This window comes from Actinoplanes sp. TBRC 11911 (assembly GCF_012933445.1).
Taxonomy (GTDB): Bacteria; Actinomycetota; Actinomycetes; order Mycobacteriales; family Micromonosporaceae; genus Actinoplanes.
Genome location: NZ_JABBNC010000012.1, coordinates 127,067 through 147,346 on the forward strand (window position 1 = coordinate 127,067; position 20,280 = coordinate 147,346).

General features: G+C 70.5%; 17 protein-coding genes and 1 pseudogene. 7 read left to right on the forward strand and 11 right to left on the reverse strand.

Annotated features, from left to right (window positions below; translation table 11 throughout):
• The first annotated feature begins 24 nt into the window (after positions 1-24).
• Positions 25-1,662: a glycosyl hydrolase gene (locus tag HH310_RS18845; RefSeq protein ID WP_312034196.1), complete on the forward strand. Its 1,638-nt coding sequence runs from the start codon at positions 25-27 to the stop codon at positions 1,660-1,662.
• Here HH310_RS18845 and HH310_RS18850 read toward each other — a convergent pair.
• From HH310_RS18850 to HH310_RS18880, 7 genes are all read right to left on the reverse strand, one after another.
• Entirely contained in the window at positions 1,649-2,974 is a 1,326-nt protein-coding gene (locus HH310_RS18850; RefSeq protein ID WP_169176886.1) for a glycosyltransferase family 4 protein, read from the reverse strand. The genes HH310_RS18845 and HH310_RS18850 overlap by 14 nt on opposite strands.
• Positions 2,971-4,191 (reverse strand): sugar transporter, encoded by a 1,221-nt coding sequence (locus tag HH310_RS18855; RefSeq protein ID WP_312034198.1) that lies wholly within the window; start codon positions 4,189-4,191, stop codon positions 2,971-2,973. The genes HH310_RS18850 and HH310_RS18855 overlap by 4 nt, the downstream gene beginning before the upstream one ends.
• Entirely contained in the window at positions 4,185-4,937 is a 753-nt protein-coding gene (locus HH310_RS18860; protein ID WP_169176887.1) for a hypothetical protein, read from the reverse strand. The genes HH310_RS18855 and HH310_RS18860 overlap by 7 nt, the downstream gene beginning before the upstream one ends.
• Entirely contained in the window at positions 4,934-6,796 is a 1,863-nt protein-coding gene (locus tag HH310_RS18865; RefSeq protein ID WP_169176888.1) for a hypothetical protein, read from the reverse strand. Before HH310_RS18865 ends, HH310_RS18860 begins: the two co-directional genes overlap by 4 nt.
• Positions 6,793-7,878, reverse strand: a complete 1,086-nt coding sequence (locus tag HH310_RS45395) for a glycosyltransferase family 4 protein (protein WP_169176889.1) — start codon at positions 7,876-7,878, stop codon at positions 6,793-6,795. Before HH310_RS45395 ends, HH310_RS18865 begins: the two co-directional genes overlap by 4 nt.
• Positions 7,875-8,666: a glycosyltransferase family 2 protein gene (locus HH310_RS18875; protein WP_169176890.1), complete on the reverse strand. Its 792-nt coding sequence runs from the start codon at positions 8,664-8,666 to the stop codon at positions 7,875-7,877. The genes HH310_RS45395 and HH310_RS18875 overlap by 4 nt, the downstream gene beginning before the upstream one ends.
• A gap of 62 nt (positions 8,667-8,728) precedes the next feature.
• Entirely contained in the window at positions 8,729-9,505 is a 777-nt protein-coding gene (locus HH310_RS18880; RefSeq protein WP_169176891.1) for an L-type lectin-domain containing protein, read from the reverse strand.
• Positions 9,506-9,674: 169 nt separating this feature from the next.
• On the opposite strand from HH310_RS18880, the gene HH310_RS18885 reads away from it, so the two are divergent.
• The 4 genes and pseudogenes from HH310_RS18885 to HH310_RS18900 all read left to right on the forward strand — a co-directional run bounded on the left by HH310_RS18885 (position 9,675) and on the right by HH310_RS18900 (position 14,494).
• A complete protein-coding gene (locus HH310_RS18885; protein ID WP_396027529.1) occupies positions 9,675-10,451 on the forward strand; it encodes a glycerophosphodiester phosphodiesterase in 777 nt (258 codons plus the stop codon).
• Positions 10,452-10,970: 519 nt separating this feature from the next.
• Positions 10,971-11,540 (forward strand): annotated as a pseudogene (locus HH310_RS45815) (hypothetical protein); the annotation flags it as partial.
• Between the two features lie 891 nt (positions 11,541-12,431).
• Positions 12,432-13,277: a siderophore-interacting protein gene (locus HH310_RS18895; protein WP_169176894.1), complete on the forward strand. Its 846-nt coding sequence runs from the start codon at positions 12,432-12,434 to the stop codon at positions 13,275-13,277.
• A gap of 29 nt (positions 13,278-13,306) precedes the next feature.
• Positions 13,307-14,494: an MFS transporter gene (locus tag HH310_RS18900; RefSeq protein ID WP_312034205.1), complete on the forward strand. Its 1,188-nt coding sequence runs from the start codon at positions 13,307-13,309 to the stop codon at positions 14,492-14,494.
• Here HH310_RS18900 and HH310_RS18905 read toward each other — a convergent pair.
• On the reverse strand, positions 14,491-15,519 hold the full coding sequence (locus HH310_RS18905) for an alpha/beta fold hydrolase (protein WP_169176895.1): 1,029 nt from the start codon (positions 15,517-15,519) through the stop codon (positions 14,491-14,493). The two genes, HH310_RS18900 and HH310_RS18905, sit on opposite strands and share 4 nt — an antisense overlap.
• A gap of 69 nt (positions 15,520-15,588) precedes the next feature.
• Here HH310_RS18905 and HH310_RS18910 point away from each other — a divergent pair, with 69 nt between their 5' ends.
• Both HH310_RS18910 and HH310_RS18915 read left to right on the forward strand, forming a co-directional pair.
• Positions 15,589-16,572, forward strand: coding sequence for a class I SAM-dependent methyltransferase (locus HH310_RS18910; protein ID WP_248294140.1), 984 nt, complete (start codon positions 15,589-15,591; stop codon positions 16,570-16,572).
• Between the two features lie 82 nt (positions 16,573-16,654).
• Complete coding sequence (locus HH310_RS18915; RefSeq protein WP_169176896.1) at positions 16,655-17,473, forward strand: polysaccharide lyase family 7 protein; 819 nt, start codon at positions 16,655-16,657, stop codon at positions 17,471-17,473.
• Here the strand turns inward: HH310_RS18915 and HH310_RS18920 are convergent.
• The 3 genes from HH310_RS18920 to HH310_RS18930 all read right to left on the reverse strand — a co-directional run bounded on the left by HH310_RS18920 (position 17,460) and on the right by HH310_RS18930 (position 20,238).
• Positions 17,460-18,281, reverse strand: coding sequence for an LLM class flavin-dependent oxidoreductase (locus HH310_RS18920; RefSeq protein ID WP_169176897.1), 822 nt, complete (start codon positions 18,279-18,281; stop codon positions 17,460-17,462). The genes HH310_RS18915 and HH310_RS18920 overlap by 14 nt on opposite strands.
• Before the next feature lie 83 nt (positions 18,282-18,364).
• Positions 18,365-19,837 carry a multicopper oxidase family protein gene (locus HH310_RS18925; RefSeq protein WP_169176898.1) on the reverse strand — a complete coding sequence of 491 codons (1,473 nt, stop codon included), beginning with the start codon at positions 19,835-19,837 and terminating at the stop codon, positions 18,365-18,367.
• Positions 19,834-20,238, reverse strand: coding sequence for a hypothetical protein (locus tag HH310_RS18930; RefSeq protein WP_169176899.1), 405 nt, complete (start codon positions 20,236-20,238; stop codon positions 19,834-19,836). The genes HH310_RS18925 and HH310_RS18930 overlap by 4 nt, the downstream gene beginning before the upstream one ends.
• Between the last annotated feature and the right edge of the window lie 42 nt (positions 20,239-20,280).

Here is a 20,280-nt window from a genome sequence, read left to right on the forward strand (position 1 = left end):
ACCTGACCGAAGGGCCTGCCGACCGTGAATACCCCCCGCCGCCGCGTCGCCGTACTCGCCACGTCGATGCTCCTCGGGCTCGTGCTTCCGGCCGACCCGGTCCACGCCAAGGCCACCCCGACGACCAAGGCGACGACCGCCGCCAAGGCCACCACCCCGCCGAAGGCCACCCCGGCGAAGGCCGCGACCCCCACCAAGGCGCCCACCAAGGCCCCGACGACCGTCAAGGCCGCGGCCACCGTCACCAAGACCACCGCGCCGACCGGCAAGACCACGACGCTGGCGGAGACCACGCCGACGCTGGCCGGCCGCCTGGCCGTGGTGAAGATCGCCAAGTCGATCAACTACTACCCGGCGGGCGCCGGCTGGTCGAAGATGTGGAGCTCGTGGGACGCCGCCAAGGTCGACGCCGACCTGGCCAAGGCCGCCGCGCTGGGCGCCACCAACGTGCGGGCGATCATCTTCCCGAACACGTTCGGCTTCCCCACCCCGCAGGCCGAGTACACGAGCCGGCTGGCGAGCTTCGTCTCCATGGCCGGGGCGCGTGGGATGACCGTGCGGTTCACGCTCTTCGACTGGTGGGACGGCTACTCCGAGGTCACCAACAGCGTCAACTGGGCCACCACCCTGCTCACCCCGTACCGCAATGACAGCCGGGTCATCTCGGTCGAGTTGCAGAACGAGTTCAACCCGAGCGACACCGCGGCGGTCGCCTGGGCCAAGAAGATCGTTCCGGCCGTCCGCAGCGCGTTCCCGACCATGCCGCTGACCTTCTCGGTCGACGGCACCACCGGGATCCCGGGCATGTCGAAGATCAAGAGCGTGCTCGGCTCGACCCCGGTGGACTTCTACGACTACCACTTCTACGGCAACTCGGAGCGCGCCCTCGCCATGGTCAAGCAGGCGCAGGCGGCTGTCGCCCCGGCGCCCGTGGTGATCGGCGAGGTGGGCCTGAACACGCTGCAGAACACCGAGGGTGAGCAGGCCGCCTTCCTGGCCCGGGTGTTCCAGGCGGCCACGCAGGCCGGCGTGCTGTCGGTGTCGCCGTGGACGCTGACCGACTTCGCCCAGGGCGCCATTCCGGACTCGCAGGTCGCGAAGCTGCCGGCCCAGTACAGCTACGGCCTCTACCGCACCGACGGCTCCGCGAAGCCGGCCGCCGCCGTGGTCAAGGCCGCCTGGATGGCCGCCGCGATGCCGGCCGACCTGCTGGACAACGGTTTCGAGGCGGCCGCCGGACAGACCGCGTGGCGCCCGTTCCTGCCGGAGCTCGGCCTGGGTGTCAAGACGCAGGCGCAGGCGCGCAGCGGCAAGTGGTCGCTCAGCTTCACCAACACCGGCAAGAACGCCTCCGGTGTGCCGTCCTGGCGGGTCGCCCCGATCACCCCGGTGCAGCCGAACCAGAAGTGGCACGCCGAGGTGTACGCCCGCGGCAACGCCGCCTCCGGCACCAACCAGATCGCGCTGAGCTGGTTCGACGCGAACGACAAGTGGCTGGGCGGCGCGTCCTCGGCGTCCCTGCCGGCGGGCACCACCAACTGGACGAAGCTGGCCGTGGACGGCACCGCCCCGGCGGGTGCGGCGAGCATGCAGGTGCACCTCAAGTCGGGCGAGAACGACGGCACGATCTGGTTCGACGACGTGCTGGTCACCGCGGCCTGAGAACCGAGCGGTACACCTCTTCGATCTGCGGAACGACGCGCGACGCCGTGTAGTCCAGCCCCCGCTGGTACCCGGCGTCGCGCAGTCGTGCGGCCAGCTCGGAGTCGGCGAGCAACCGGCGGATCGCCGACGCGAGCGCGACCGGGTCACCGGGCGGCACGTGCAACCCGCTCTCCCCGTCCCGGATCATGTCGGCCAGTCCGCCGGTCCGGGACGCGATCACCGGCGTACGGGCCAGCAGCGCCTCCACGGCGACCTGGCCCATCGCCTCGTTGAGCGACGGCACCAGCCCGATCGCCGCGCCCCGCCACGCGGCCATCACCTGCGCGTGCGGCACGTCGTGGCGGACCACCACGCCGGGCGGGATCGGCGGTGTGTCCACCCGGGGCGTGCCGATGCAGACCAACGGCGGCGGTGGCGAGGTGGCCCGCCATCCGTTGACCAGCCGGCGGTAGGCACCGAACAGCACATGGACCCCCTTGTGGGGTCCGAGCGCGCCGACGAACAGCAGGTATGGCCGATCCGGGAGCCACGACGGCCGGGCTGTGGACAACGCCAATTGATCCAGCCCGTCCGGTACCATGCTGGATACCACTCGGATCGGCAGGCCCCCCGGCAGACGGGCACCGCGCAAGGCCTGCGCGACCGACGGAGAGATGGCCGTCAGCGCGTCGATCCCACGATGCCGGTGCGCGCGCAACGCGCTGGTCAATACGAGGGCGCGCGGCCGTCCATATTGGTCGGACGCACACGACACGCATCGCGCGAGGCGAGCCCCGCCGCACATGCCGCCCTCCCGGGCGTATGTCTTTTTGACGCACGTGAGCCCGAAGTCGTGAGCGGTGTGCACGTGCGGCAGTCCGGCCGCGCCGAAGCGCAGCGGCAAATAGCTGTACATCAGCCAGTCGTGGCTGTGTACCACGTCGAACGGAGAGGAGCGCAACACCCGGCGGATGTCCGCGGTCGTCAGCGGATCGGGCGCGGTGGGGTGGAAAGGCTTGGCGCGGTCCTGGTTCATGCCGGGAAGGAGGCTGGTGGCCACGCTGCGGACGCGAACGACGCGCACACCGGACCGGGTCTCCGAGGCCGGCACGCCCGACGAGGCCGGCACGCCCGACGAGGCCGGCACGCCCGACGAGGCCGGCACGCCCGACGAGGCCGGCACGCCCGACGAGAGCGGCGAGGCCGGCGCGAGCGTCAGCACGGTGACCTCGTGGCCGCGCCGGACCAGTTCCTCGCTGCTGGTCGCGACGCTGCGCTCCAGGCCGCCGATCACCGGGGCGTAGAGGTTGGCCAGGTGCAGGATTCTCACGAGTGTCCCTTCCGGACGGCTAGCACGGCCACCGCGAGCGCGCCGACACCTTGGCCGGTCAGCCACGCGACGCCGACGCCCTCGATGCCGCTGCCGGGCAGCCACAGCCAGGTCAGCGTCAGGCAGACGGCGGCGATCAGCAGGTTGAGCCGCAGGCACCGGCGGAAGCGGCCGATCGATCGCCAATGCGCCACGGCGAGGTTGGTGATCGCGTCCGGGATCGCGGCCAGCACCAGGATCTGCAGCAAGATCTGGCCGCCGGTCGCGTAGGACGGGCTGAACAGCGCGAGAATCCGGCCGCCGCCGGCGAACAGCACGAACGCGGGCACGGCGATGACGACGAGCACGACCAGGGCGGCGCGGCGCAGCGTGGCGCCGGAGTCGTTGCTGCGTTCGGCATACAGCGCCGAGGCCACCGCGGGCGACACCATGAACAGCACCGACGCGGTCATCCAGGCGACGTAGAAGTGCGCGTTCAGATCGGTGCCCAGCCGGGCGGTCACCAGCACCGGCAGCAACGCGGCCGGGCCCGCCTGGGCCAGGTTGATCAGGTGATGGCCGGTGAGCGCCCGGCCGACGGCCGGCACCTCCGCGGCCAGGCGGTCCACGCGCGGGCGGACCGAGACGACCGTGTACGCCGTGACGACGATCGACGGCAGCACCCAGGCGAGCAGCACGGCCCCCCACGAGCGCATCCCCGCCCCGGTCAGCATGAGCAGCACGACGAGCTTGCCGACGGCCAGCGCGACGTTGCGCCAGAACATCCCGTGGCTGGCCCGCCGCGCGACAAAGACGTAGTCGAGCAGCGTCGACGCGGTCAGCGTGACCGCGGTGGCCACCAGCGCGACCGCACCCGGCGAGCTCGCCAGGAAATGGAACCCGGCCGCGAGCGACGGCAGCAATGCCACGGCGGCGACCGCGGCCACCGTCGTCGCGACGCACCCCAGCGTCAGGCCGGCGCCGACGATTCGCGACCAGGCGGGCGGCGGGCTGCCCGGCAGCCGCTGGATGAACATGTGCCCGATGCCCAGATTGGACACCATGCTGACGACCGTGCCGGCGGAGATCAGCGCGGTGGCCGTGCCGACCGCCGGCTGCGCGAGCTGGCGGGCCGCGAGCAGCCAGAACAGGTAGCCGAGTGCGCTGGTGCCGACCGTGCTGGCCATGATGAGTGCGCTGTTGCGGGCCAGCGAGTCCCGCTTGACGAGGGTCAGCACCGGGCCGGACCCCGGCCGTAGAAGACGGTGCTGGCCGGGCCCACGCTGATCTCGATGCGGTGCAGGCAGCCGTCCGGCGGGGCGGGCACGAAGACGTCGACCGACCGGGTGGTGTCCGCCTCGACGCGCAGCCGCCGGGCGTTGACCGTCCGGTCCCCCACGCGCACCCGCAGCGCGGCCGTCTCGGCGGGTTCCCCGGCACTGCTGAGCCGGATCGGCACGTAGACACCCCGCGCCGGCACCCGCACCGGCCGGTCGAGCGTGGCGGCCCAGCCGTTGAGGGCCAGGCTCGTGTACCCCTGCCGCGGCGGGTGCGGCATCCAGGCGTACAGGGAAACCGCCGCCACCGAGACGCCCAGCGCGAGACACGCCGGGATCGCGACCGTGACCAGGGTGCCCGCGGCCCGGGGATCGGCCGGGACGCGCCCGGCGCGCAGCAGCGCCACCACGGCGAGCGTGGTCGCGAGGATGGTCAGCGCGGCGGCCAGCGGACGGCTCGCGATCGGCACCCGCATCAGGTGCAGCGCGATCGCCACCAGCGGCAGGCTGACCAGCCCGGCCACCGCGGCCACGCCGAACCGTGGCAGCGGCGCGATCATCTCGTTGACCAGCGCCCGTAACCAGAGTTCGCCGATCGCGAAAACCCCGGCCAGGCAGGCGAAGCGCACCGCGCGGGGCACGTCGCCGCCGATCGCCGGCGCGAGCATCGTCAGGTAGACGGCGGCGAGCAGGCGTGGCGTGGTCATTTCGCCGCCAACCCCAGCGAGGAGAAGTCGAAACGGTAGATGGCGATGTCGCCGCTGTCGTAGATCTTGATGGTCCACGGGGTTCCGTCGAACTTGGTGAGCTGGGCCAGCGTGAACGCGGGCCGACCGTCATGCCGGATGGGTTCGTTGGTCTCGAAGTAGATCTGGATCTCCGGGACCTCGCGGGCCATCCGGCGGTCCACCACCAGATAGCCGAAATCCCAGGAGCGGAGCTGCCCGAGCAGGGCCGGCGGGACGGGCCGGCCGGGCTGGGCGAGATACACGTCGTAGGTGGGGAAGGTGACCGAGCCGGTGGCGGGGTTCTGCCCGCCGTACGAGCCGAAGATCAGTCCCGAGTAGCGGTCGGCGAGGATGCGCAGGCCACGGCCCTGGGTGGCGCGCAGCCAGGACGCGGCGGCGAGCACCTCGGGGGTGGCCGCGCGGGTGTCCGAGCCGAAGACCGGTGGCCCGGGAAAACGGTAGGACGGGTTCATGCCGGCCGCGGTGTTGCCGACCATCATCACCGCGCACAGCCCGAGCAACGCGGCCTTGGCGACGGGGTGCTTCAACAGGGACACGATCACCGGGGCTACCACCAGGGCGATCCCGAGGTAGCTGAACGCCCACGAGCGGCGCGCTCCCTCGGCGCCGGACGGGGTGAGGATCAGCAGCGCGGCCGGGAAGTAGGCGGCACCGAGGATCAGCATCGCGATGGCGACCGGATCGGTGGTGGCCCGGCGGCGCAGACCGATCGCGGCGACCAGCATCGCGACCCCGGCGACGGCCGGCGCGACGAACGCGGCGGCCCGCTCCCACCAGGGCGCGATCGATTGGCTGAACAGCGTCCGGCCTCCGGAGCCGCCGTCGCCCGCCATCCCGGCGATCTGGTCGATGGCCCGGCCCAGGTACGGATCGAGGTAACCCGTGGTGCGCGGGGCCACCCAGCAGAGCCATGCCGTGACCAGGGCCGCGGCCGCTCCGCTCGCGGACCACGCGATCCACGCCGCGGCGGCCGGCACCCGGTGGCGTACCGCCTGGATCGTGGTGACCACGCAGATGATGGCCATGGTGGCGATCAGGCCGAGGGCCGTCAGATGATGGGTCGCGATGCAGGCGGCGGCCAACACCAGCGTCACCACCGACCAGCCGACGTGGCGGCGCATCGCCCGTTGCAACGCGACGAGCGTCCACACGTAGAGCGCGATGGCCAGCGACTCGTAGCCGAACTGGGTGTCGAAGAACAGGAACGAGCTGTTCAGGCTGTAGATGATCGCGGCGACCGCGGCGATCCGCGGGTCCGCCCAGAGCGCCTCGGCGAGCGCCAGCACCCCGAGCACGACCAGCACGTGCGCGACGATCAGCACGAGCAGGGCGGCGTGCCAGACGGTCAGCCCGGTGAGCGTGGCGATCGAGGCCACCATCGAGTGCAGGCCGGGGAAGTCGCCGATCACCCGCACGATCGGGTTCGGCTCGAACAGCCTGCCGTCGAGGAGGATCTCCCGGCTCTGCCGCCAGTGCGCGAACTCGTCGTGATAGAGCGGGCCGGACGGGTTGCGCAGCAGTTTCGGCAGGTACGTGAACCCGCCGTAACCCACCAGCACGGCGAGCCGCAGCCGCGGGCTGGACGCGCGCCGGACCGCCAACCAGACCGCGGGCAGCGTGAAGATCAGCAGGCCGGCCCAGAACAGGCCGAACGGGGAACCGCGCTGCCACTCGGCGGCCCGGTTCGCCGCCACCAGCAACGCCGCGCCGGCCGTCGCGGCGACGGTGAGCGTTCCGGCACACCACCAGCCGGCGCGGTCCGGGCGAGCCGGCGGCGGCGCGGCGGTCCGGGCCGGCTGCGCCGAAGTCAGGGTCAAGCCGGCACCCGCGGGAGCACGGCCGCGTAGACCTCTCGGGTGGCGAGCACGACGTCGCTCCAGGTCGGCAGCGCGTGCCGGCCGGTCGCGGCGCGTGCGGTGCCGGCCGCGGTACGCAACGCGTCGGCCAGGGCCACCTCGTCGTCGGGGTTGACCAGCCAGAGCGGTACGCCGCAGCCGGCCAGCACGGCCAGTTCGCGGTGGGCCGGGATGAACGAGGCGACGGTCGGGATGCCCGCGGTGAGCGCGTCCGCCACGGCCATGCCGAACGCCTCGTGCGCGGAGGCGGACACCACCGCCGTCGCGACCGCCATCCGGGCGGCGAAGTCGTCGTCGCCGAGGCGGCCGTGGAACACGACGCGATCGCCGTCCAGGCCGAGCCGGAAGGCGAGCTGCTGTAGCTCCACCCGGGCCGGTCCGGAGCCGACCACGTCGAGGCGGTACTCGTCGTCGAGGTGCAGCATCGCCCGGATCACCCGGTCGACCCGCTTGTACCGCTCGAGCCGGCCGACGCACAGGATGCTGCGTCCCGGCTCGGGCGGAACGACCAGGTCGCGCGCGGGGTCGGTGCCGTTGGGGATGACCACCATCCGGCCTTCCGCCTCCGGGAAGTGGCGGGTGAGCAGGTCACGCTCGGCCCGGGTCACGCAGATGATCCGGCTGGACCGGGCCACGATCCGGCGGCCGAGCGGCCGGTAGACGGGGTGCAGCGCGGCTCGCAGCAGGCTGTGCCCGGTGCCGTGGTAGTGCGGGGTGAAGACCAGCGGGGTGTGGTTGGTGAGGGCGGCGGGCAGCGCGGCGAGGGCGTGGTAGCTGTGCGCGTGCAGCAGGGCGTAGCGACCGGCGTGCCGGCTCAGCCATCGCCACAGGTCGAGCGAGAACCGGTAGTTGGCCGCGGAGACGGTGAGCGGGAACCGGCGGACCAGCACGCCGTCGATGCGCTCGACGACAGTGCGCGACGCCTGGGTCATCACCTCGATGTCGTCGCCCTCGGCGGCCAGCGCGGCACACAGCCGCCGGACGTGCGTCTCGACGCCGCCGACGTCCGGGTGGTACGCGTTCGTGACGACGCCGATCTTCACCGGGCGCGCTCCGGGGCGGCGGCGTGCCGGCGGCGCCGGATCTCGCGGCCGATGGTGCGCAGCACCCGCAGGCCGTCGGTGAACGCGTTGAGGTTGCTCTCGCCGTGGATCCGGCATTGTTCGTAGCTGGGCACCTCGACGATGCGCAGCCCGGCCTTGGCGGCGCGGAGGTTCAGCAGCGTCTCGATCTCGAAGCCGTCGCCCCACAGCTTCCGGTCCGCCGGTGTGGTGCTGTCCAGCGCGAAGACGTCCAGGTGCTTGGCCCAGAAGGCGTTGTAGCCGTAGCAGAGGTCGCTGTAACGCGTCCCGAAAAGGACGTTGACCAGCAGTCCGAGCAGGCGGTTGCCGAGCCGTCGCAGGCGGGTGATGTCGGCACTGCCGCCGGCGCCGTGAAACCGCGAGCCCTTGGCGAAATCCGCGCCGGCGCGCAGGGCTGCGATGAAGCTGGGGATCTCCTTCGGATCGGTCGAACCGTCCGCGTCGATCATCACGATGATGTCGCCGGTGGCGGCCGCGAATCCGCAGGCCAGCGCGTTGCCCTTGCCCCGGCGGTTCTGCGCGACGACCCGGATGCCGGGCATCAGGCGGCGGGCGACGCCGGCCGTGTCGTCGGTGGACCCGCCGTCGACCAGGATGACCTCGTCGACCTCGGGCAGCGCCGCCATCACGTGCGGCAGGTTCCGCGCCTCGTTGAGCGCGGGAATGATCACACTGACCAGCGGCTCGCTCGCGTGCACGACGGCGGGCGGACGCTGTTCGGTTGGGCGTACGAACGGCACCGTGGACATGGCGTCTCCCTGGCGGTGAGGCCGGCGCCCCTGGGTCCGGGGGCGCCGGCGGGTGGAGTTGCTCAGACGCCGGATCCGTCGAGGGTCCAGGAGTAGATGTCCTGCTTCGACAGCGCGGTGCCGGTCGCGGCCGTGAAGCCGACCCAGGCCGCGTCGCCGACCGCGTCGGTGAGATCGACGGTGTGCTCGAGCAGCAGCTGCTCGGTGTCGCCGCGGTGCAGCGACTTGACGTACACCTTCAAGTTGTGGCTGGCGGCGTCGTAGGTGACCTTCGCGGTGAACGGCTTGCCGTACAGCGGGATCGGCGCCTCGGAGACGGCGGTGTGCACGTCCGGGTCGCCGTTCATCACCACGGCGAGGTGGTTGCTGCTCGGGTCCGGGGTGTTCTGGAAGGTGTCGAACTCGACCGCGACGCTCGGCTTGATGAAGCGGTAGCCGATGCCGCCGCCCCAGCCGCCGAGCGCGCGGGCACCCTGCGTCTGCACCACGAACGCGATGCCGTCCGCACCCGGCTTGCCGTGGTGCAGGTACGCCTTGAACTCGGTCTCGAACGACTCGCGAAGATCGACCTTCTGGTTCGACCAGGCCGATCCGGACTGCCGGTAGCCGCCCGCGGTGAGCCGCAGGATGCGCTGGTGCACGCGGCCGGACGACGTGATGATGTCGGCGGTGCCGTTGCGCTCCAGCGACTTGGACGCACCTGCGAAGTTGTGGTAATCGATCAGTGGTTCGTCGTCGGCGGCGAACGCGCCGGCGGGCACCGTGGCGGCTGCGATCGACAACGCGAAGGCGGCGATCAGCCCACCGCGGGCGACCCGCGAGGAACGTGAGGAAAACACAGTTCTGCGCTCCAATTCGGATGATTTGCCCCAGTTGGACGACGCTTAACGTAGGGCAGCGCGCAGAGCCGCGTGAGCGAGTCTCGACTATTTACCTCAAATGCTCACGGGGATTCGAATCTCCGGGGATCGAACAGCGCGATCGGGTGACGGCGCCGCCCTGCGTACGATCTTCACCGTGCCTACGCATCCGTTTCTGGACGCGCCGCAGCCGCTGGCCTTCGCGCACCGCGGCGGCGCGGCGACCGGCGACGAGAACACCGCTGCCGCTTTCGAGCGCGCGGTGAAGCTCGGCTACCGCTACGTGGAGACGGACGTGCACGCGACGGCCGACGGCGTGCCGGTGGTCTTCCACGACGAGACGTTGCTGCGCCTGACCGGTGTGGCGGGCCGCATCGGCTCGTTGACCTGGGCGGACCTGAGCACGCTGCGGGTCGGCGGGGCGGCCGCGATCCCCCGCCTGGACGAGACCCTGGACGCCTGGCCGGAGATCCGCTTCAACATCGACGTGAAGGCCGCGGCTGCGGCCGCCCCGACGGTCGCCGCGGTGCGCAGCACGTCGGCCGTGCCGCGGGTGCTGCTGGCCTCGTTCAGCGACGCCCGCCTGGACGCGGTCCGCGCGCTGGCCGGCCCCGACGTGGCCACCTCGATGGGCATGCGATCGGTGGCCGCGTTGCGGCTGACGTCGTGGGCGCGATTACCGCTACGGCTGCACCCGTCCGTGGTGGCCGTTCAGATCCCGGTCGACTACGGCCGCATCCGTCTGGTGAACCGTTCGCTGCTGCGCAAGGCGCACGCGATGGGGCTCGCGGTGCACGTCTGGACGATCGACGAGCCGGCCGAGATCAACCGCCTGCTCGACCTGGGCGTGGACGGCATCATGACCGACCGCATCGACGTCCTTCGCGACGTGTACCTCCAGCGCGGTCTCTGGCCGGCCACCTGACGAAACGCGCCGAGAAATGTGCCCAAGCAATTTCTCAGCGTGTTTTGAGGGTCGCCGGCAGGTTCATGATTTACATTTCTACGGCAATCGGAAGTCGCTCGCGCCGGTGACGGTACGCTAGCGCCCGAGCGCGCTACGCTACCATTGGCGTACGTGAAGGTTTGCAGGTCAGAGGAAGTTTTTGAGATCTTGGTGAACCGGGGACATCGGCCGAACGGAGGATGTCCGGGGTTCGGCGGCGATTACATATTTTTTCCTTAAGCCAGGGTCAAGAAAGCATCAATTCTCCAACTTGAATTGCAATTTCTAAGGGTGCCTCTTACCGTCTGGGGGCCGGTTGGAATCGCGGCCGGTCGGATTGCGGAAGAAGAGGTATCGCGCATGCGTAGGTCGGCTTACCGCCGTGCTGCCGCGCCGAGAAGCGGGAGTCGCCGGCTCCTCGCGGTCGGCGCCGTGATCACGGCATTGGGAGCCGTCGTGGCCTTCACGACGATCTCCAACGCTGCCGAGAACGACCAGCCCGAAGGAAGCGGCGCGGGCAAGGTCGTCAATGGGCAGGTCATCCTGACGGACACCTGCGTCGACAGCCAGCTTCCCCCGCACGACGGGTTCCAGGTCGGCAACCGCTGTGTCTCCACCGAGTTCGGTGAGGTCGGCGTCGCGGCGAACAACCCGACGCTGCTGATCACCGACGCGCCCGAGAACGTCGCGGTGAACACGCCGTTCACGCTGAAGGTCAGCACCCGCAACCTGATCCGGGACCGGTTCCTCGCGGCCGGCAAGGGCGGGTACTACGTGGAGAGCTCGGTCCTGAAGGACGGCATCGTCCGCGGTCACTTCCACACCGCGTGCCGGATGCTCGGCTCGACGGACGAGGCGCCCGACCCGGCGCCGGTGCCCGCGTTCTTCGTGGCCACCGAGGACAGCAAGGGCAGCGCGACGCCGGACGAGGTGTCGATCGCGGTGCCGGGCCTGCCGACCGCGGGCATCGCGCAGTGCGCGTCGTGGGCCGGTGACGGGTCGCACCGTATTCCGATGATGGAGCGCGCCAACCAGACGCCTGCCCTGGACGCGGTCCGGATCACCGTCGGCGACGCCGACAACGGCGGCGGTAACGGGGACAACGGCGACGGCGACACCGGTAACGGTGGCACCGGCAACGGTGACAACGGTGGCCAGACCGGCGAAAACGGCAACGGGAACACCGGCGGCAACAACGGTGGCGGCAACACGGGTGGTAACACCGGCGGCAACACCGGCAACGGGAACACCGGCGCCACCAAGCCTCCGACCACGGCCCCGCCGCAGGGCGGTGGCAACGCCACCACGAAGCCGCCGCAGGGTGGCACCGCCACCCAGCCCACGACGAAGGACGACTTCACCCCGGACCCGACCACCAAGCCGACCAAGACCACCAAGCCGGCCAGTCCGAAGCCGCAGAACTCGACCCGAGCGGCCACGACCGGCAACGACAACAACAGCAACGACAATGACAACGCCGCGACCAGCGACAACAGCGGCAACGACGAGGAAAGCACCACCGAGCCCACCAAGAAGGCGCAGCCCAGCAAGAGCAGCGAGGCCGCCGACATCACCTACTCGAACGAGGACGGCCAGTTCAACTCCGGCAACAAGGCCCCGGTCAACGAGCAGGTCGACGCGGTTCAGGCCGCGCACGGCAAGAAGGACAGCGGCGCCCTCGCCCTGACCGGCCAGAACACGCTCGCCTTCGCCGGCGGCGCGGTGGTCCTGGTCCTGGGCGGCCTGCTGCTGATGGTCTTCACCAAGCGCCGCCGCCCCGGCGGCGCCTCGTGGGAGTAATCAGCCGGTACTGATCAAGGAGACGGCCCGCGGAAACGCGGGCCGTCTTTTTCTGCGACAAGGCCCACAGATCGACTACCCGCAAGGTGAGGATAGCCTTGCCAAAAGCAACACGGCAGAAACAAGAGCCAAGGCGGGTACGAGGGAAGTAGGTCAAGCATGCCGAACAGGCCGGCTCGCCCCATCACCGAAGCGGTCGTGACCAGGGTGGAAGCACTCACCCCGCACATGGTCCGAGTGGTGATCACGGGCGACGCGCTGCGCCGTATCGAGTGCGGCGCCTACACCGACCACTACATCAAGGCGCTCTTCGCACCCCGCCCGGACCAGAGCTACCCGGAGCCGTTCGACCTGGGCCGGATCCGGGAGACGCTGCCGCCGGAGCAGTGGCCGGTCGTACGCACGTACACGGTCCGCCGCTGGCTCCCGGAGGTCCCCGAGATGTGGCTGGACTTCGTGGTGCACGGCGACGAGGGCGTGGCCGGCCCCTGGGCGGCGAACGCGCGGCCCGGCGACCGCTTCCGCTTCATGGGCCCGGGCGGCAACTACGCCCCCGAGCCGGCCTCGGACTGGCACCTGCTGGCCGGTGACGAGGCGGCTCTCCCGGCCATCGCCACGGCGCTCGAACGGATGCCCGCGGGGGCGCCCGTCAAGGCGTACATCGAGGTGGCGGGACCGGACGAGGAGCAAAAGCTGGACTGCCCGCCGGACGCCGAGATCACCTGGCTGCATCGCGGCGACCGCCCGGTCGGCGCCGCGTTGATCGACGCGGTGCGCGGCATGGCCTTCCCCGGCGGCCGCATGCAGGCGTTCGTGCACGGCGAGGCGAATTTCGTGAAGAACCTGCGCGGCTTCCTGCGCAACGACCTGGCCATCCCGCGCGACCAGTTGTCGATCTCCGGCTACTGGCGTCGCGGCTTGAACGAGGACGGCTGGCAGTCGTCCAAGCGCGAGTGGAACGAGCAGATCGAGAAGGAGCAGGAAGCCGCCCCGGCTCGGCGCTGACGCTCGCGTTCGTCAATGATGTGTAAGTGGTGACAACCGAGCAGGAGCTGACCTCCTCGACGCGCGGCCGCATGATGGTGCTGGTCGCGCTCTTGCTGGCGGCGGTGAACCTGCGGCTCGCGGTGACGAGCATCGGTCCGGTGCTGACCGAGATCCGCGAGGGTCTCGGGATGAGCTCGACGGTCGCCGGGATCCTCACCTCGGTGCCGGCGATCTGCTTCGCGTCGTTCGGCCTGATCTCGCCCCGGCTCGCGCGCAGCTTCGGCGCCCCTCGCGTCATCCTGGCCGGGCTGGCGACGCTGACCATCGGGCTGGCCGTCCGCCCGTACGTCCCCGGAACCGCCCTCTTCCTGCTGCTCAGCGTGGTCGCGCTGGCCGGGATCGCGGTGGTCAACGTGCTGCTCCCGATGGTGGTCAAGGAGCATTTCCCGACCCAGGTCGGCACCGTGACCGGCTTCTACACGGTGGCTCTGAACGTGGGCGCGACCGTCGCCGCCGCCACCACCGTCCCGCTGACCGCGTCGTTCGGCGACGACTGGCGATTAGGTCTGGCCTGCTGGGCGCTGGTGGCGGTGCTGGCGATCCCGGCCTGGCTGCCGCTCTCCCGCCCCGCGCACACCCCCAACCCCGAGGTCAACGGCGCCGATTTCGTACGCATGAGCCGGCACCCGGTCGCATGGGCGCTCGCCATCTATTTCGGGATGCAGTCGACCTCCGCGTACGTGATCATCGGCTGGCTCCCGCAGATCTACCGGGACGCCGGCATCTCGGCCGAACAGGCCGGTCTGTTGTTCGCGACCACCTCGTTCCTGGGCGTGCCGCTCGGTCTCGGCCTGTCCTGGCTGGCCGGCCGGATGCGCAGTCAGAGCATGATCGCGCTGATCCTCGGCCTGTTCGGCATCGCCGGCTACGGCGGCCTGTGGTGGGATCCGGCCGCCGCGCCGTGGCTCTGGGCGATCCTGCTGGGCGTCGTCAACACCGCGTTCCCGCTGGTCCTCACCATGATCGGCCTGCGCGGCAGCAACCCGGCCCGGGTGGTGCGGCTGTCCGCGTTCGCGCAGGGCGTGGGCTACCTGGTCGCGATCCCCGGCCCGATCCTGATCGGCGCGTTGCACGACGGCACGGACGGCTGGCGAGCACCGCTGGGGCTCATGGTCCTGCTGATGCTGCCGCAGATCGCGGCCGGCATGGCGGCCGGCCGCGACCGCCAGGTCTAAACCAGTTTCAGCAGCTCGTCGGCCACCACGGCCGGGCGTTCCACGTGCGGCGAGTGGCCACAACCGGCTAAAACCAGTTCCCGGTACGCGCCGTACCGCTCGAGGACCGCGCGCGTCTGACCGATCATCGGTTGCGGCGGGCACACGTCGGCGCCCGGCCATCCCGGCACCGCACCGAGCTGCCCCAGGTAGGCCATGTCGAACAGGGACGTGTCCGAAACGATGACGTCCCGGTCGCCGCGCACCCACACGATCGGCGGCTTACCCGGCACCTTCAGCAGGTCCTCGGCCAGGCGGAAGTGGTTGGGCGCCATGGCGTTCGCGACGCCACGGTCGCCGGGCGCCACCCCCGGCCAGTTGTCGCTGGGTTTGCTGTCGCCCGGATAGTTGTCGTCGCCGACCGCCGTGGACAGCATCGTGTCGAGCAGCGCCTGCTCGTCGTCGCCCAAGGTGGCGGGGTCGGCGACGTACGCGGTGCGCAGCACGTTGAGCGGGCTGACCGGCTCGTCCGTCCCGCGATCCCGCTCCCGGATCCGCCGCACGAAGTCCGGGTTGACCGTGCCCCCGCCCGTCCCCGCGAAATCCGGCGCGGTCGGGGTGCCGTCCAACCCTTTGGTGCCACCGAAGCCGTACGGGCTGAGCGGCGCCTCCAGAAGCAGTCCCGAGACCCGGGCCGGGTGGTCGACGAGCAGCTGCATGGCCACGCCACAGCCCATCGAGTGCGCCGCCACCGTCACCGCCCCGCCGCCCGGGAACAGCGCCCGGTCATCAAGCAGCGCCGCCACGTCGTCGGCGAAGTCCCGCAGCCCGCGGGTCGCGTCCACCGGAGCGGCCTCACTGTTTCCGTACCCCCGCAGGTCGGGCGCGACGATCCGGAGATCCGGCGGCAGGTGCCGGACGAGCGGCTCCCAGAACGCCGCCGACGAGCAGTTGCCGTGTATGAGCAGCACGGCCCGGCCATCGCCGGGCCCACCAACAAGGACGTTCAGCCGGATGCCGCGCACGGCGACGGTGACCTCTTCCATCGACGAAGCTTCCCACGATCACCCACCGGGGAGGCTGCCGAACATCGACATATCTGCAACGCTGACCGAATGACCGACCAGGGCGAGACCCCGCCACCCGCCACCCCGCGCGAGCGGAACCGCGACGTGTGGGCGGACGGCGCGGCCTACGAGGCCTTCGTCGGCCGCTGGAGCAGGCAGGTGGCGGCCCGGTTCGTGCGTTGGTTGGACGTCCCCGACGGCCGCCGCTGGCTGGACGCCGGCTGCGGCACAGGCGCCCTGACCGCCGCCATCCCCCACGCCGGCGTGGTAGTCGGCCTGGACCCGTCGTTGCGCTTCCTGCGCGCGCGGCCACCCGCGCCCAGCACCGCGCCCACCGCGCCAGCTTCGCGGGCCGCGGCCGACGCCACGCCAGGACCGCAGGTCGCAGCTGACACCGTGCCAGTTCCATCGGTCACGGACGACCCCGCGCCAGCTGCACCGGTCACGGACGGCCCCGCGCCAGCTCCACCGGCCACGGACGACCCCGCAGCGCGAGTTAACCGCGTCGCCGGGGATGCCGCCGCGCTCCCGTTTGCGGACCGGGTGTTCGACGCCGTTGTCAGCGGCCTTGCCCTGAACTTCGTCCCGCGGCCCGAGGCGGCGGTTGCCGAGTTCGCCCGGGTGGCCCGCCCCGGCGCGGTCGTCGCGGCGTACGTCTGGGATTACGCGGAGGGCATGCAGATGATCCGCCACTTCTGGGACGTGGCGGCCGACCTCGATCCGGCAGCCGAGGCCCTCGACGAAGGCCGCCGCTTCCCGATCTGCCACGCGCCCGCACTGGCCGAAGCGTGGATGGCCGCCGGACTCCGTCGCGTGACGACCACAAAGATCGAGATCCCCACCGTGTTCCGAAGCTTCGACGACTTCTGGCACCCGTTCCTGGGCGGCCAGGGCCCGGCACCCGCCTACTTGGCGGCCCAGCCCCCGGACCGCCGCGAGGCGATCCGCCAGGCACTCGCCACCCGGCTGGGCCCGAACGTCATCGCGCTGACGGCCGGCGCCTGGGCCGTACGGGGATTTAAAGATATTTAAGTTATTTGATACGACGATCATGGATCCCTACACGTTACTGTAAACCTCCTTGCCAATTTCCCCGATGGCTCGAGGTCTATCGATGAAGAGGAAGACACTGCTCGCGGCGACGCTCACCGCCGCGGCCGCCGGAGCACTCGGCGTCGCAGGCGTCCCCAGCGCCGGCGCCACAACCATCCCCAACGCCCCCAACACCAATGCAGCCGCCGCGCTCGACCCGTCCCTTCCCCCAGGCGGCAACTTCAACCTGTCGATCTGGCAGCTCCAACTCCCCACCGGCTCGCCGGGCAGGCCGGACACGATTCAGCCCGCCCAGCTCAAAGGCGCGAACGGCTATAGCAATCCCGCCTACTTCTGGACCGACAAGACCGACGGCTCGATGACGTTCTGGGCGCCCGAGAAGGGCGTCACGACCCCGAACTCCAACTACGCCCGCTCCGAACTACGCGAGATGAACACGAACGGCTCGACCGCCGACTGGACTTTCGCCGGCAACCACACGATGAGCGCAGAACTGCGCATCCCCCAGGTCACCAAGAACGTCTGCGTCGGCCAGGTGCACCTCGGCTCCGGCGGATCGTCCACCAAGCCGCTGCTCGAGCTCTACTACCGCCCGAACGGCGACATCTACCTCGGCACGGAGAACTCGCCGGACGGCGGGCAGACCCTGCACCTGGTGGGCAACGAGCCGCTGGGTACACATTGGACGTACGTCATCAACGTCACGGGCAACAAGATCAACCTGACGGTGAACGGGAGCAAGACGACCTATACGATCCCGTCCTCGTTCAACCCGTACCGGCAGTACTTCAAGGCCGGCTCGTACAACCAGTCGTCCTCGGACAGCACCAGCAACGGCGCGAAGGTGAAGTTCTACAGCCTGGTCGTCACGCACTCCTGAGCAGCTTGATCACGGGGGCGAACTCCTCCATGAACATGGCGTTCATGCCGATGTAGGACACGGCGTATTTCTCCCGGCGATGGCGGAGCAGGTCGGCGATCTGCTCCGCCGAGCCGGTCAGGAACACCAGACTGCCGGACTCTGCCATCGCTGCCGGGTCGCCGCCCCCGGTGAGCCGGGACAGCCACGGCGGCAGCTCGGACGGGCTGGGCGCGATGCCGGCGATGTTCGTCTTGAGCTCGAGCTCGTCGAATCGGTCACCCGCGAACTCACGCAGGTCCGACACCGTACGCGCGAGCTCCTCCTCGGTCGCGGCCGGCGGCAGGCCCAGCGCGATCGTGTCGGCCAGCCGTGCCGCCAGGCGCAGCATCCGGGGCTTGCTCGCCGCGACCAGCACCCGCGGCGGATGTTCATTGGCCCGCACCAGCTCGATCAGCCGCTCGACCAGCGCCAGCCGCTCGGCGGGACTGCCGAACGCACTGCCCAGCGCTTCCGCGTCACGCTCGGCACCGGGACGGCCACCGCCGATGCCGAGCTCGAAACGCCCGTCGCTGAGCTGCTGCAGACTCTCCGTCTCGTACGCCACGAGGCCGGGCGGGCGGTTGGGGGCGCTCAGCACGTACGTCCCGACGCGCAGTCGCGTGGTCACGGCCGCCGCCGCGGCAAGTGCGGGGAACGGCGCGTAGGTATTCAGCGTGTCAGGGGTCAGCAACGTGTCATAGCCCAGCTCCTCGGCCCGGCGGGCGGTGGCGGTCCACTCGGCGCCCGAGGACGCCCTTCCTGCGACGACTGCGAATCGGAATGTCATGCGGGACATGGTGGCGCGGGGCGGACCGCGGCCGCATCGGAGCAGGGGCGCATCTTTTTGTACGACCACGGTCGTACGGGAAATCATGCCGTGACGAAGTCGGCCATCATCGCCATGTCCTCGTGTTCGAGGTTGTGGCAGTGCAGCAGGTAGGAGCCGGCGTAGTCGGTGAACCTCGTCGCCACGGCGATCGCCTCGGACGGGCGTACGTCCACTGTGTCCTTCCATCCGGCGTCGTAAGCGCCCGGCCCGCCGGTGTTGCGCGACAGGACTTGGAACGGGTCGAGATGCACGTGAACCGGGTGATGGAAGTCGGTGATGAACCGCCAGATCTCCACCTCACCCAGCCGGGGCCGGGCCAGCGCCCGCCCGGGCCGATACGACTGATCGTTGATCGTCCAGTTCCCGTCGCGCGACTGGCTGAACAGAAACGTCCGGGTTCGCGCCGCACGTCCCGGATCAAGCCGCGGCACTCCATCACTCAGCCGCGCCGGAACAACCGATTCGTCCTTCATGGCGCCGCCAAGAACATCGAACCGCATGACATCCCCGGCACCACCGTCACCCAACGTGTTGACCAGCCGCACCCGTGTCCCCGGTCGATACCGCCCGAAGTCGACCACCACGTCGAACCGTTCCGCGGGCGCCACTTCCAGCACATCGTGCGCCACCGGCCGCTCCAGCAGCCCGCCGTCGCTGCCGATCTGCACCAGAGCTCCACCCCCGGACGGTTGCGGATCGAGCCGCAGCCGATACCGCCGGGCGTTCGACGCGTTGAGCAGCCGCAACCGATACCGCACCGGATCCACGCGCAGCACCGGCCACGGCGCGCCGTTGACCAGGATGACGTCACCCAGCACCCCGTTCATGAAGCCGTCGTGCATGTCCGGATACGCCATCGAGCCATCCTCGCCGAACGATCGATCGGTGATCATCAACGGGATGTCGCGATCACCCGTGGGCAGTGGCAACGCCTCTTCCTCGTCGTCACGCACCAGATGAAAGCCTGCCAAACCCCGCCAGACATTCCCTCCCGTACGCCCCATCGAGTGGTCGTGGTACCAGAGCGTCGCGGCCCGCTGGTTCATCGGATACTCGTAGTCGCGCGCGTGATCCATCCCCGGCATCCGCGGCATCACCATGTCCATCGGGTACCCGTCGCTGGCCGCCGGCGTGTGCCCGCCGTGCAGGTGTACGACCACGGGGTAGGGCAGCTCGTTGCGATGTCGTACGACCGTCCTCCGACCGGAGTGCGAGACGATCGTCGGACCGGGGAAGCTCCCGCCGTACGTCCAGGCCGCCGTCCGCAGCCCGGGAAGGATCTCGAGCAGGGCCGGCCGCTGAGTGATCTCGTAGTGGTCGGTGGAGGCGTCGACGCGTACCGGGGAAAGCACCGGAGGAATCGGCAGCGGCGTGCGAAAACGCGGGGGTGCGGGGGCCGTGCTGCGCAGCAGCCGCCCAGGTTGTGCCGGAGCGAGCAGCCGGGCACCGAGCGGAATGCCCGCGCCCAGCGCGACCGCCGCCCCACCCACCCGCAGGATGCTGCGGCGCTTCATACCGGCACCTCTTCCTTGCGCGCCTCGACCTGCGGGGTCTTCTCCTTACGCCAGACCTCGGAAGCCATCTGCAGGATGCCGATCACCATCAGCACGCCGATCGGCACGTGCAGGATGAGCAGGCGAAACTCGCCGAGCACCGCCGTCGCCGCGATCGCGAGCGGCACCATGAACCCGTGCGTCAGCACCGATCGGGGTGCACCGGCGCGATAGAGGAACACCGCGGCGACGCCTTGCACGAGAGCGACCACGATCATCGTCATTCCGTTGATCATGTGCATCCGGAGCAGGTCGTAGTGCCCGCTGAGGAAGCCGCCGGCCAGGACCGGCTGGAGGAGGACTTGGACCGCGAGCACCGCCGTGGTGCCGCGGGTGAGCAACCGGGGCCAGGATCTGGACATGCCCGTCACCTTCGCGCTCCGGCCGGGGCACGGGCATCCGGC

Bases quoted from the DNA above. Each gene is read 5' to 3' on its own strand.
- HH310_RS18875 (WP_169176890.1), bottom strand. From the start codon at position 8,666: ATGTCCACGGTGCCGTTCGTACGCCCAACCGAACAGCGTCCGCCCGCC.
- HH310_RS18925 (WP_169176898.1), bottom strand. From the start codon at position 19,837: ATGAAGCGCCGCAGCATCCTGCGGGTGGGTGGGGCGGCGGTCGCGCTG.
- HH310_RS18915 (WP_169176896.1), top strand. From the start codon at position 16,655: ATGAAGAGGAAGACACTGCTCGCGGCGACGCTCACCGCCGCGGCCGCC.
- HH310_RS18930 (WP_169176899.1), bottom strand. From the start codon at position 20,238: ATGTCCAGATCCTGGCCCCGGTTGCTCACCCGCGGCACCACGGCGGTG.
- HH310_RS18910 (WP_248294140.1), top strand. From the start codon at position 15,589: ATGACCGACCAGGGCGAGACCCCGCCACCCGCCACCCCGCGCGAGCGG.
- HH310_RS18905 (WP_169176895.1), bottom strand. From the start codon at position 15,519: ATGGAAGAGGTCACCGTCGCCGTGCGCGGCATCCGGCTGAACGTCCTT.
- HH310_RS18860 (WP_169176887.1), bottom strand. From the start codon at position 4,937: ATGACCACGCCACGCCTGCTCGCCGCCGTCTACCTGACGATGCTCGCG.
- HH310_RS18895 (WP_169176894.1), top strand. From the start codon at position 12,432: ATGCCGAACAGGCCGGCTCGCCCCATCACCGAAGCGGTCGTGACCAGG.
- HH310_RS18920 (WP_169176897.1), bottom strand. From the start codon at position 18,281: ATGACATTCCGATTCGCAGTCGTCGCAGGAAGGGCGTCCTCGGGCGCC.